Here is a 13,482-nt window from a genome sequence, read left to right on the forward strand (position 1 = left end):
CCGCAGCTCAGGTTATTTACTATCATCTTATTCATTGTTTCGGATCAAATTGCTCCTAGTTATAGCTGCTAAGCTACTATCGACTCAATCAAGGAGCAAAAAGATGAAAGCCGCGTTAGTGCACCAATTTAAACAACCGTTAGAAATTCAAGAAATTGAAAAACCGCAACTTACACAAGGATCGGTCATCGTTGAAATAGCCGCCTGTGGAGTTTGCCACACCGACCTGCACGCCTGTCATGGAGACTGGCCAGTTAAGCCTAAATTACCATTAGTGCCTGGTCACGAAGGTGTGGGTACCGTTATCGCAAAAGCTGACGATGTTAAGCATCTAGCCATTGGTGATAGAGTGGGTGTACCTTGGCTTCATAGTGCCTGCGGTCATTGTGAACACTGCCTAAAAGGCGACGAAAACTTATGTCCAGAGCAGTTAAATAGTGGCTATTCCGTCGACGGCGGTTACGCACAGTACTGTAAAGCCGATGCCAACTACGTGGTAAAAATCCCCGAAGGCTTATCATTTGTCAATGCCGCACCTCTATTCTGCGCGGGCGTCACCACCTATAAAGCACTAAAAGTATCGAAAGCCAAACCCGGTGAGTGGGTTGCCATTATTGGTGTAGGTGGCCTTGGTCACTTAGCAGTGCAATACGCCAAAGCAATGGGGCTGAATGTAGTTGCGGTCGACACTGGCGAATCAAAGTTGGCACTGGCAAAAGATCTTGGCGCCGATTTATGTATCGACTTTAAGCACAGCGATCCCGCAGAGTTGATGCAAAATAAGCTAGGAGGCGTCCAAGCCGTAGTTTGTACCGCGGTCTCAAAGCCTGCCTTTACCACATCGTTTAACAGCGTAAAGCGCGGTGGTACTTGTGTACTCGTTGGCTTACCACCGGAGGAAATGCCTATTCCTATATTTGATACCGTTCTTAAAGGTATTAGTGTTGTTGGCAGCATCGTTGGTACCCGTCAAGATCTCACTGAATGCTTGCGGTTTGCCGCTGAGGGCAAGGTAAAGGCCATTATTGAAACCAAGCCACTTGAGCAAATCAACGATATATTTGACGATATGCTCAATAGTGACATTAACGGCAGGATCGTACTTACTTTCGACTAGACCCATCGAGCAGCCAAATACTTGTTATCCCTTTGGCTGCTTTCTCACTTCGGCGAAGTGACAAAAGCCTAAAACGACCAATCAGAACATGGGATGACAACGGCTAGAGAACAAATTGTTATTCCGAGCTTAGGTTAACTATACTTTGTGTATTCGAGTCTTAACAACGTTGAATACATGGCAGCCAGTCAAAGCAATATACTTCACCCAAGTCAGTCGTTTAGCTTTAAGTACTTCTACCATATATCAGCGCTCTCCATGCTGCTTTTTTTTCTTTCTGTGGTGTTCACGTTTTTGGCATTCGTCAATAAAGAAGCGCAAGAGCAAGAAATAGAAAGAAATTTTAATCTTGTTCGTTTATCCCAAGAGTTAAGACTCAGCTCAGACCAACTCACCATGATGGCGAGGGCTTATGCTGCCACGGGCAACCCTAAGTTTAAGCAATTTTTTGATGAGATCTTAACGATCCGTAATGGCACTTCCCCCCGCCCTAAGCATTTGCACCGCGTCTATTGGGACATGTTGCTGGTCAAAGGGGGTCAAGCACCATTTGAAAAAGAAGCACCAAAAGCGCTGCTGACATTATTATTAGAAAACGGGGTTTCTACGGATGAATTAACTATGTTGCGAAATGCAGAGGATAAAAGTGAAGCACTCGTGTCACTTGAGCGTGAAGCCTTTGAACTCGTGGCTGCAGGGAAAAATCAACAGGCCCTCAAGATTTTGTACAGTGAGGCTTACCTCCAAAGTAAAGTACAAATAATGACGCACATTAATGCCTTTTTAGAACACAGAGAGCAGGATTTCAGCTCACTCCTTGCAAGCAGCAATAAAAAGGTAAAGTCCTATTATGGCGCCGCGTTTGTTTGCTTTATCTTACTATTACTTAGTCTCATCGCGCTGTACAACTCTCGCTCAGCCATCCGTAAAAGTATTATTGATTATCTAAATACGGAGGTAAAAAGCCAAACTGAAGAGTTAATAGAAAAAAACAAAGCACTCAATCACGCGATCAGTGAACTCAGTGAGACTCAAAAACGCCTGATAAACGCCGAAAAGTCAGCAACGTTGGTGCGATTGATCCCAGGACTTGCCCATGAGATTAACACGCCGATTGGCGTCGCCATGACCGCTTCCAGTAACCAACTATTGCTTGTCGAAGGAGTAAGACAAAGGGTAAATAAAAATGAAATCGCCAAGTCTGCTTTATTGCATTCGATAGAAAATATTGAAAGCTGTGCCAAGCTCGTCGTCAATAGTACCGAGCGGATCACCGGAATTATCGACAAGCTCAAAATCATCACTAATACTGGATTTGAAGGAGAAGTAAAGCCTGTTTACTTACAGCCACTTATCACACGATGTGTGAGTGAGCTTGCCAATCAACACCCACATATTGATATTACCTTCGATATTCCCGAAGCACTTGCTATCACCGCCCCAGAACGATTGTTACAGCAGATCTTCCTTCCGGTGATCGAAAATGCATTTTGCCACGCTTTTGCTGATAACTCAGTACAAAGCCCGTGTGTGATTATATCGGCTCAAGCCTCAAAACTTGGTTATACGATTAAAGTCACGGACAACGGCGGCGGTATTCCACATGAAATCAAAGATAAAGTATTTGATCCTTTTGTTGTCGGTAATCGCACCCAAAAAGGCTTGGGCTTAGGGCTAAGTGTTGCGCTCGCTATCGTCACTCAGTATTTTAATGGCGTAATTGAGTGTGAAACGGAATCTAATTCCGGAACATGCATCATTATCAAGTTGCCGAACTAGTCGCGCTAACGGATCCAGCCGATACTTAACAACACTCGCGTACCAGCTTCTACTTTGGAAACGGAATGCTCTGATTTATCAAAACCTGAACTCGGGATAACAACTTGTCCTCTAGCAGCTGTTATCCCTTACTACTGCGTTAAATTTGCTTGCAATAGGCCAGCTATTGACGCACAAATTTGCCTTGTATTAAGAAATAACTTCTGGCTAGAGTGATATTACGCTTTTGAACTTAGGTATTTTAGTGAATTAACTAACTTCTTATCCCGAGTTCAGGTTCAAAAGTTTGATGCGACTGCTGCTATAAAGCGGATCTTTACACTTAAATTCACCGCCTAACTTCGCCCGCTTTAAAACAATATTTAGCCTAAAATGTTTCCCTGAAACGACTTTATCTGTGTGTGGTGGTACTTCGCATCCGGTCGGAAACTTCAGTAAATACATATCAAACTTAACTGGCCACATCGCGGTTGCTAGTAACATCTTTTGATAACCCGACTGTTGTCTGCCAAGTTGCCAGCGAAAATACTTTGGTTTACTTTCCATAAATGCACACTTTAAGCTTCATTATTATTGCGGCAATGCTTTGTAAATAGAATACAGTGGGACAACGCACTGCCACTCTTCCTGAGAAATAGAGTACACAGCAAGGTTGAAGCACTCGTTCCGATAAACACCTTCACGACGTAATATGCCATCAAAGTTCCCACCAAGTTGCTCAAGCAACCGGCGTACTAAATCATTACGCTCGTCGACTCTAAATTCAACCAAAGCGAAGCCGAGAGTATTCAAATACTCTGTTACGAATAAACAAAACACCTTGTCGAACAGAGTATCGTGGATAAACCAACTCTCTTCTACCAGCACTTTTTTGGCCGCTGAATCATCGACTGTAATTAAGATCATGCCAAGCATTTCGCGCGTTTGAGTTTGCCGCACACAAATACAGTGCTTTGATTTATCTTCAGCTGCTTGTAAAAAAGGTACTAGCACTCTTTGTTGTCGCAACTGTAATAATTCTTGAGCCTCATACTCATCACCATACCTGAGCGAAAACAGACGCTCCAACCGTTGATATTCACCCGCTCTTAACGTTCTCAAAGCAAATGCCGAGTCCGAAAATTCAACGCGGATATCACTTATGGGGACGTTGTTTTCATCTGCTGGGGCGATCATTGGCTTTTCTGAGTGACGATTGCGTAATTCAGATTATTACATCTATTCAAGTCTAAAAGCTATGCCTGTGACTTCCCATCAACCTCAAACGACAAATAATCCGTAAAGAACGAGCACAACCAAAGTCAACGCAAAACCAATTCGGATCCGTTTAAGTACGGTCTCATCATTCAGTGTTTTAAAAATCACACCACCTAATACCAGCCACATTGTGTCGACCACTATCGCCACCACGTAGCACACGCTAGCGGCAAGTAACGTAGCAACTAGATTTGAGCTTGCCGGCACCGAAGCAGTCGCAAAAATAGCGATGCAAGCCGCATAGGCTTTGGGGTTAAGGAGGTTAAGAATAAACCCATCTTTAAAACTAGGTAGCTGTGCGCCTGTATTACCAAGCGCCGAGTTGTTTGCTGCTATTTTATAGGCGACGTAAATTAAGTAGGCCGCTGCAAGCCACTTTAGCACAAGCGTCACCTGAGGCTGACTTACCAGCAATCCAGCCACTCCCGTAGCCGCACAGATCACTGCTACTAACAATCCTGCCAAAATACCAGCTAAGAACGGGAAACCTTTTTTCACACCTTGGCTGGCGCCAGCTGCCGCAAGTGCAAGTGGCGCGGGTCCAGGGGAGCCAAGTAATACCGCGGTTGTGATTGCCACAGAAAGTAAAGCTTCAAACATCATCTTATCCTTATGATTTTTTTATATTACGAGTTCGCTTGATAGATACCACAGACGTAGCCAGGCGACTGGCACACCTTCACGACCAAGCAATAACTCGGGAGTTTTCTTATATTGAGAATAAGGCTCTTGGGAACAGAGCCTTTAATTTAGTGGGGCGTTACGCCTCTGGGACGCGAACAAAGCCTTCCATTAGCACGCGAGCGCTGCGGCTCATAACGGCTTTTTTAGCTTGCCAACGGCCAGGCTCTTGTAGTGCTTCCGCGCCAACCTTTAAGGTGCCTGATGGATGTCCAAAGGTTACGGAGTTAAGATCACCACCACCAGCGGCTTCGTTAACTAGGGTGCCAGGAATTGCCGCTGCGGTTGCTATCGCCACAGCGGCAGTGCCCATCATCGCATGGTGCAACTTACCCATAGATAAGGCGCGAACGTTTAAATCGATGGTATTGGCTTCCACCACTTTACCGCTCGACGCAGCATAAGATTTAGCAGGTGCAACAAAAGCGATTTTTGGGGTATGTTGGCGAACTTTCGCTTCGTCAATATGACCTATTAAACCCATTTTAACTGCGCCATAAGCACGGATCTTTTCAAATCGCTCTAGTGCAGCTGGGTCTCCATTAATTGCTTCTTGTAACTCTGTACCTTCATAGCCTAAATCGGAAGCACGGAAGAAAAGCATTGGGATCCCGGCACTTATCATGGTCACTTCAAAGGTGCCTTCATCAGGCACAGTTATTGTATCGACGAGATTGCCCGACGGAAACATATCAACATCTGGGTCGCTCGGATCCATAAACTCAACCACCACTTCTGCTGCTGGGAAAGTTACGCCATCCAGTTCAAAGTCGCCCGTCTCTTGCACTTCTCCATTGCTGATAGGAACATGCGCCACTATGGTTTTGCTAATATTCGCCTGCCAGATTTTAACGACAGCAACACCGTTCTCTGGCACTTTATTCGCGTCGACTAAGCCATTGCTGATTGCAAATGCCCCCACCGCAGCCGTTAAATTGCCACAGTTTCCGCTCCAATCAATAAATGGTTTGTCGATAGCAACCTGACCAAACAGATAATTCACGTCATGGTCGGCTTTGTCGCTTTTACTTAAAATCACGGTTTTGCTGGTACTGGAAGTTGCACCGCCCATGCCATCGGTATGTTTACCATAGGGATCTGGGCTGCCAATCACACGTAGCAGCAAGTTATCTCGCGCTTCACCCGGTTGCTGCGCGTACTCGGGTAAATCGGTTAAATTAAAGAACACCCCTTTAGAGGTGCCGCCACGCATATAAGTGGCGGGAATTTTAATTTGCGGCTTAAATTGATTCATGGTTATACGCCTTCCGCTTCGAGGAAGTCTTGAGCAAAGCGTTGTAACACGCCACCTGCAGAGTAAATAGATACTTCTTCAAAGGTATCTAATCGACAAGTCACAGGCACCTCTACACGCTCACCACTTTGACGGTTAATCACGAGAGTTAATGTAGCACCTGGTGCCGGTTCACCCTCAACGTCATAGGTTTCTGTACCATCGAGTTCAAGCGTTTTACGGGTCGTGCCCGCTTTAAACTCAAGTGGTAGTACACCCATGCCGATTAAGTTGGTACGGTGAATACGCTCAAACCCTTCTGCTGCGATAACTTCAACTCCAGCTAAACGCACACCTTTTGCAGCCCAGTCACGAGATGAACCTTGGCCGTAATCTGCGCCAGCAACGATGATCAGCGGTTGCTTACGCTCCATGTAGGTTTCAATGGCTTCCCACATTCTGGTGACTTTGCCTTCAGGCTCAACACGCGCTAGTGAACCTTGTACCACTTCACCGTTTTCCACCACCATTTCGTTTAACAGTTTAGGGTTAGCGAACGTCGCACGCTGCGCCGTTAAGTGATCACCTCGGTGTGTGGCGTATGAGTTGAAATCTTCTTCAGGTAAACCCATTTTGGCCAGATATTCACCCGCCGCACTACTTGCCAAAATCGCATTAGAGGGCGATAAATGATCCGTCGTGATGTTGTCACCTAAAATCGCTAATGGACGCATGCCTTTCATGGTACGCTCGCTCGCGAGTGCCCCTTCCCAATATGGAGGGCGACGAATATAAGTACTCGTTGGACGCCACTGATAAAGTGGGTCGTTGTCTTCACCATAGTCTACCGAGAGGTCAAACATTGGCTCATAAACGGCGCGGAACTGCTCTGGTTTTACGCTTTCTTTGATCACCGCATCGATTTCTTCATCGCTTGGCCAGATATCTTTTAGCGTGACCGGATTACCTTCTTGGTCGCGACCAAGTACACCATTTTCAATATCAAAACGCACGGTGCCTGCAATTGCATAGGCTACAACTAGTGGCGGTGAAGCTAAGAAGGCTTGCTTTGCGTAAGGATGAATTCGACCGTCAAAGTTACGGTTACCCGATAACACTGCCGTTGAGTATAAATCGCGGTCAATCACTTCTTGTTGAATTTTCGGATCAAGTGCGCCACTCATGCCATTACACGTCGTACAAGCAAAGGCAACGACACCAAAACCGAGCTGCTCAAGCTCAGGTAAGAGCTTTGCCTCTTCCATATAAGAACGTACTGCCTTCGACCCCGGTGCAAAAGACGTTTTCACCCAAGGTTTACGAGCAAGACCTAATTTATTGGCATTACGTGCTAGTAAGCCTGCGGCAACTACATTGCGTGGATTACTGGTATTAGTACAGCTGGTGATAGCAGCGATGATCACCGCACCATCTGGCATCAAGCCATCTTGTGGCGCTTCAATCTCTTTAACGATACCTTGATTGGCAAGGTCGTTAGTTGCAACGCGGCGATGCGGATTTGAAGGACCTGCAATATTACGCGTCACCGTCGACAAATCGAATTTAAGTACACGCTCATACTGTACGTTTTGTAAAGAATCAGCCCAAAGTCCTGTCAGCTTGGCGTATTTCTCCACCAGCTTTATTTGCTCGTCATCACGGCCTGTGAGCTTCAAATAATCAATAGTTTGCTCATCGATGTAGAACATGGCCGCGGTTGCGCCATACTCTGGTGTCATGTTTGAAATTGTCGCACGGTCACCTAAATTTAGGTCTTGCGTACCTTCACCAAAGAATTCTAAGTAGCTAGAAACGACGCGCTCTTTACGTAAAAACTCAGTGATCGCCAGTACGATATCTGTTGCGGTGATCCCCGGTTGGCGTTTGCCAATGATTTCAACCCCAACAATATCCGGTAGTCGCATGTAAGACGCACGGCCAAGCATTACGCTTTCTGCTTCAAGACCACCTACACCAACGGCAATAACACCGAGTGCATCAACGTGTGGCGTGTGGCTGTCGGTGCCAACAAGCGTATCTGGGAAGGCAACACCGTCGCGCGCTTGAATAACTGGCGACATTTTTTCCAAATTGATTTGGTGCAAAATACCGTTGCCTGGCGGGATCACATCAACGTTTTTAAATGCCGTTTTAGTCCAGTTGATAAAGTGAAAACGGTCGTCATTTCGACGGTCTTCAATCGCGCGGTTTTTCTCAAATGCATCTTCTTCATAACCGGCGTGCTCTACAGCCAAGCTGTGATCGACAATCAGTTGAGTCGGTACGACTGGGTTGACTTTAGCCGGATCGCCACCTTTTTCGGCGATAGCATCACGTAAACCCGCAAGGTCGACTAGCGCAGTTTGACCCAAAATATCATGGCAAACCACGCGAGCAGGAAACCACGGGAAGTCCAAATCGCGACGACGCTCGATGATCTGTTCAAGGTAATCATTGAGTTTTTCAGGCTCAGCGCGGCGTACTAAGTTTTCAGCAAGGACGCGCGAGGTGTAAGGCAAAGTCTCGTAGCTACCTGATTTGATGGCTTCTACCGCTTCTTTTGTATCGTAATAGCAAAGCTCAGAATCAGGTAAACGTTTACGGAATTGAGTATTCATAACAACTTCCAACAATCGGTGACGGAGAACAGGCGGTCATGGCGACCGCCAGAATAGACTCGAACAGTGTTCGATTAACGCTCAGAAATGGCTGGAACTGGGCGTAGCTCCTCGCCAGTGTATTCCGCCGATGGACGAATGATACGGTTATCTGCGCGTTGCTCCATAACGTGTGCAGCCCAACCAGTTAAGCGTGACATAACAAAGATTGGTGTGAACAATTTAGTCGGGATCTTCATGAAGTTATAAGCTGATGCATGAAAGAAATCGGCATTACAGAATAGTTTTTTCTCGCGCCACATGACTTCTTCACAGCGTACAGATACAGGGTAAAGTACTGTGTCACCCACATCTGCTGCTAGCTTCTCAGACCAACGTTTGATGATTTCGTTACGAGGGTCACATTCTGAATAAATAGCGTGACCAAAGCCCATGATCTTTTCTTTACGCTCAAGCATACCCATCATTTCTTGCTCTGCGTGATCCGCAGATTCAAAGCGCTCAATCATTTCCATTGCCGCTTCGTTTGCGCCACCGTGAAGCGGGCCACGTAGAGAGCCAATCGCACCAGTAATACAAGAATGCATATCAGAAAGCGTTGAAGCACAAACACGCGCTGTAAAGGTTGATGCGTTAAACTCGTGCTCTGCATAAAGGATAAGTGATACGTGCATCACACGTTCATGTAGCTCACTTGGTTTTTCGCCATGCAATAAGTGTAAGAAATGTGCACCGATTGAATCGTCATCCGTCTCCACATCGATACGAACGCCATCATGGCTAAAGCGATACCAATAACAAATAATGCTAGGGAAACTTGCTAGCATGCGATCGGTTACTTTACCTTGCTCATCAAAGCTTGCTTCACCTTCAAGGTTGCCAAGCATTGAACAACCCGTACGTAATACGTCCATTGGGTGTGCGTCAGCAGGAATACGTTCTAATACTTCTTTTAACGCCTGCGGCAAACCACGCATTGCTTTTAGCTCGCTTTTATAAGCGTCCAGTTCAGCTTGATTTGGTAAGTTACCTTTAAGGATAAGGTGAGCCACCTCTTCAAACTGACAATTTTCAGCTAGATCCTTTACATCGTAGCCACGATAAGTCAAACCTGAGCCCGACTTACCTACCGTTGATAGTGCTGTTTTTCCTGCCACTTGACCACGAAGGCCCGCGCCACTTAGTACTTTAGCCATATTATTGTCTCCTGAATTTTTTACCTGCTGGGTATTGATATTTTGTGCTGCTGAGCAACCCTCAACAGCTTTAATTTTTTACTTATTTTTACCTTCGGCGAATAATGCATCGAGCTTTTGCTCATAATCGTGATAGCCAAGGTAATCATACAAATCCATACGAGTTTGCATGGTATCGAGTACCGCTTTTTGGTCCCCATTTTCTAAAATAGACTGATACACCAGCTCCGCCGCTTTGTTCATCGCTCTGAACGCACTCAATGGGTAAAGCACCATATCTACGCCCCACTCACCCAGCTCAGCTTTGTTCCAAAGTTCTGTCTTACCAAACTCAGTGATATTCGCGAGGATGGGCACATCAAGTGCTTCGCTGAATGCACGATAGTGTTCTTCAGTTTGTACCGCTTCTGCAAAAATGCCATCAGCGCCCGCCGCAACATAAGCTTTCGCACGCTCAATTGCCGCTTCTAGTCCTTCTTGTGCAAACGAATCTGTTCTTGCCATAATGAAAAAGTCAGGGTCAGTACGCGCATCAACTGCTGCTTTAATACGGTCAACCATTTCTTCTGTCGACACGATTTCTTTATTTGGGCGGTGACCACAGCGTTTTTGCGCTACTTGATCTTCCATATGTACCGCAGCTGCACCTGCTTTTTCCATATCTCGGATGGTTTTTGCAATATTGAATGCGCCGCCCCATCCAGTATCAATGTCGACCATTAAAGGTAGATCACAAGCCGAGGTAATGCGACTTACATCTGCAATTACATCATTTAGAGATGTCATTCCTAAGTCAGGTAAACCATAAGATGCATTAGCGACGCCACCACCAGAAAGATAGATAGCTTGATGGCCAATTTTCTTTGCCATCATCGCGCTATATGCGTTGATAGTACCGACGATTTGAAGCGGTTTGTTGGCTTTTAATGCTTCACGAAATTTTTTTCCTGCGCTCATGATGATGCTCTCTCTTAAAAATGTGATTGATTGCTTGCTAACTTGGTTGCGATATTATTTTTAGAATATTGAATATGTCGACGCATCAGTATTTCTGCCAGTTCTGGGTCGCGATTACTGATCGCACGGACGATATGTTTATGCTCGTCAAATGCCGTGGTGACGCGGGGGCCGGCCATCCCTAACTGCACGCGATACATACGTACCAAGTGGTACAGTCCATTGACTAGCATAGAGATAAGGCTCGCATTTTTACTGCCAAGAATAATGCGGTAATGAAAATCGAGATCACCCGCTTCTTGATAATAAGAATGTTGGTTTTTGACTTCATCGAATTGACTCGACAACAAACCTTCTAAGTCTCGAATTTCACTGTCAGTCATGTGCTGCGCTGCAAGCCTTGCCGCCATACCTTCTAGTGCTTCACGGATCTGATAAAGCTCCATTAACCCTTCCGGTGTGAGAGTAACAACCCGCGCCCCTACATTGGCTTTACGTTCAACTAGGTGACATGACTCCAAGCGATTAATTGCCTCGCGAACAACCGCTCTGCTGACTTCATACTTTGTCGACAATTCCATTTCGCTGAGCTTAGAACCTGCCGCTATTTCACCTTCTACAATTTCCTTTCGCATACGAAAGAATGCTTTATCAGAAGAAGTAACCGCTTGCTCGTCAAAAAAGCTCATCATTAGTTAGTCAGTCTTAGTAATTTAAGTTGTAGACAATATAGTGCTGGTTGACGCGCACGTCAACTAGCCAGACTGTAAATTGTCGACAATTTTCAATATAAGCAGTATTCACCATATTTATAACTTGTGATAAATAATCAGCCTGATGTATTTATCTCGATACGGAATCAGGTAAGGATTAATTGCATCGCTCAAAAATCATGCATATTATGAAGATACCTTTACTGTAGCCTGAAGATTGCGATGCGGTGTTTTCAAATAGTAATGCTTCCCCTGCTGCTAATAACCGGCTTAGCGCAGGCGAAAACCTATACCGTACTGGTCTATCACGGTGCCAATCCTCCTTACTATTTTGAAGAGCAGGGAAAACCCAAAGGTATTTTTGTCGACATTTTTCAAGAATTGGCAAAACTGACTTCACACCAATTTGAGTTTATGCCGCTCTCTGTCGCCAGAGGACAGCGCTATTTCGACCAAGGAAAAATAGATATTGAACCTGGGATCAACAAAGCGTGGCGGGTTGAAGCAGACGTCCCAGGAATTTACAGCATCGACTATGCCTTCTCAACAGAAGTACTGCTTGGGTATCAATCTCGTTGTGTGGGCAAGCATAGGCCCGAGCAGTTTTATGGCGCATTAGTCGGCAAAGTAAGAGGGTATCGTTACGATAATTTTGAAGCGCACTTGGGTGAAGACAAGATAGTAGTTTATGAAAATGTATCGGAGAAAGAACTACTAGCACAGCTTGAACATGAGCGTTTAGACTACATCATGATTGGTTCGGTGACAGCAAACTACTATATTTCACAACAACCAAAGTATCGCAAATTTCAGTCTTGCTATGAAATAAGCCGATTACCCGTACATATGCGCTTGCAGCCTCATCTAACTGAGTTACAAACGGAAATAAATATCGCCTTGCGACAAATGGTTAATGACGGAAAAATAAAGTCCATCTATGCTAAATATAGATTAACGCATTAACGTGTGGAGTTGTTTGGTAATGACGAATGCTGTTGTTGGACGTCTACTACTGTTTATTTTGCTGATTAGCCCGTTGCCATTACAGGCGAAATTACAGGTTGTTACGGAACTTTCTCCACCCAATCAAACCATAGAAAACCATCAAGTTGCAGGCTCAAGTACCGATCTGGTCAAAGCGATTTTAAAAGCGGCTGAACTCGAGGGACAGTTTTCAATTTACCCTTGGGCTCGAGCTTTTAAATTAGCACAGCATGACAAATATACCTTAATTTATAGCATCGCAAAGACCCCCGCGAGAGAAGACAGCTTTCATTGGATTGGCCCTGTTGCCGTGTTTCATTTGGGGTTTGTTACCAATCGCTATCGTGAGGACATAAAAATTCAATCACTTGAGGATGCCAAACAATACAAAATAGCAGTTCAGCGTGGTGATATCGCCGAAGGCACACTTAAAGCACTTGGGTTTAACTTTGTTCAAACCAGCGACATCGAAAAGTCATATGAGTTACTCGTCGCAAATCGCGTTGATTTAGTGATTGATGACCCACGTTATATCAAAACCATGGCTACGGAGCTTAACCTTCCAGCCGACCACTTTACCTTTTTATACGATGTGGAAGCACTCTCGGTAAAAGGTTACCTTGCAACGAACAACCAGTTACCAGCCGACATTGTCGAACGATTACGTATTGCGTTTGCGAAAGTAAGTAAAACAGAAACTTATCGTAAGGTATTGGAGCTCTAGCTAATAACAATTGCTTTAATTCAAAACTCTCTCACGTACCTTGGTTTGTATGGGTAGTACTTATACCAATTGAATTAATTCTCTAACCAATTTGAAGGGTGAAATAGCATATTAGCTTCGTTAAAAATTTCTCATTTAGAACAACTAAATAGCAAAATTTTTGCCTTGCCTACATGGATCTAGATACCTTGGCAATAGCAGGATGCGGTAGCGGTGTTATCG

The 13,482-nt window shown here is 45.1% G+C and carries 11 protein-coding genes and 1 pseudogene; 4 read left to right on the forward strand and 8 right to left on the reverse strand.

The features are described 5' to 3' along the window. Nucleotides 1–103 precede the first annotated feature (103 nt). Together adhP and CWC03_RS13705 are read left to right on the forward strand one after the other, a co-directional pair. Complete coding sequence (gene adhP, locus CWC03_RS13700) at nt 104–1,117, forward strand: alcohol dehydrogenase AdhP (protein ID WP_138582373.1); 1,014 nt, start codon at nt 104–106, stop codon at nt 1,115–1,117. A gap of 177 nt (nt 1,118–1,294) precedes the next feature. Beyond that, nucleotides 1,295–2,896: a sensor histidine kinase gene (locus CWC03_RS13705; protein ID WP_138582374.1), complete on the forward strand. Its 1,602-nt coding sequence runs from the start codon at nt 1,295–1,297 to the stop codon at nt 2,894–2,896. Nucleotides 2,897–3,178: 282 nt separating this feature from the next. On the opposite strand, the pseudogene CWC03_RS13710 reads toward CWC03_RS13705, so the two are convergent. From CWC03_RS13710 to CWC03_RS13745, 8 genes and pseudogenes are all read right to left on the reverse strand, one after another. Beyond that, nucleotides 3,179–3,442, reverse strand: a pseudogene (locus CWC03_RS13710) (2OG-Fe(II) oxygenase); the annotation flags it as partial. Between the two features lie 24 nt (nt 3,443–3,466). Then, nucleotides 3,467–4,072, reverse strand: a complete 606-nt coding sequence (locus CWC03_RS13715) for a GNAT family N-acetyltransferase (protein WP_171040261.1) — start codon at nt 4,070–4,072, stop codon at nt 3,467–3,469. Nucleotides 4,073–4,156: 84 nt separating this feature from the next. Beyond that, complete coding sequence (locus CWC03_RS13720) at nt 4,157–4,753, reverse strand: LysE family translocator (RefSeq protein WP_138582381.1); 597 nt, start codon at nt 4,751–4,753, stop codon at nt 4,157–4,159. A 160-nt stretch (nt 4,754–4,913) separates the two neighbouring features. Next, entirely contained in the window at nt 4,914–6,089 is a 1,176-nt protein-coding gene (gene prpF, locus CWC03_RS13725; RefSeq protein WP_138582375.1) for a 2-methylaconitate cis-trans isomerase PrpF, read from the reverse strand. A gap of 2 nt (nt 6,090–6,091) precedes the next feature. Then, nucleotides 6,092–8,686, reverse strand: a complete 2,595-nt coding sequence (gene acnD, locus CWC03_RS13730; protein WP_138582376.1) for a Fe/S-dependent 2-methylisocitrate dehydratase AcnD — start codon at nt 8,684–8,686, stop codon at nt 6,092–6,094. A gap of 74 nt (nt 8,687–8,760) precedes the next feature. Then, the gene (gene prpC, locus CWC03_RS13735; protein ID WP_017217742.1) at nt 8,761–9,882 is read right to left on the reverse strand and encodes a bifunctional 2-methylcitrate synthase/citrate synthase; all 1,122 of its coding nucleotides are present in this window, start codon (nt 9,880–9,882) and stop codon (nt 8,761–8,763) included. Nucleotides 9,883–9,960: 78 nt separating this feature from the next. Next, a complete protein-coding gene (prpB, locus tag CWC03_RS13740) occupies nt 9,961–10,839 on the reverse strand; it encodes a methylisocitrate lyase (RefSeq protein WP_010603812.1) in 879 nt (292 codons plus the stop codon). A 14-nt stretch (nt 10,840–10,853) separates the two neighbouring features. Next, on the reverse strand, nt 10,854–11,528 hold the full coding sequence (locus CWC03_RS13745; RefSeq protein WP_171040262.1) for a GntR family transcriptional regulator: 675 nt from the start codon (nt 11,526–11,528) through the stop codon (nt 10,854–10,856). Between the two features lie 267 nt (nt 11,529–11,795). On the opposite strand from CWC03_RS13745, the gene CWC03_RS13750 reads away from it, so the two are divergent. Continuing rightward, entirely contained in the window at nt 11,796–12,515 is a 720-nt protein-coding gene (locus tag CWC03_RS13750; RefSeq protein ID WP_138582378.1) for a substrate-binding periplasmic protein, read from the forward strand. A 19-nt stretch (nt 12,516–12,534) separates the two neighbouring features. Continuing rightward, nucleotides 12,535–13,260, forward strand: a complete 726-nt coding sequence (locus CWC03_RS13755; protein WP_138582379.1) for a substrate-binding periplasmic protein — start codon at nt 12,535–12,537, stop codon at nt 13,258–13,260. The last annotated feature ends 222 nt before the right edge of the window (nt 13,261–13,482 follow it).

The organism is Pseudoalteromonas sp. S2755, assembly GCF_005886535.1.
Taxonomy (GTDB): Bacteria; Pseudomonadota; Gammaproteobacteria; order Enterobacterales; family Alteromonadaceae; genus Pseudoalteromonas.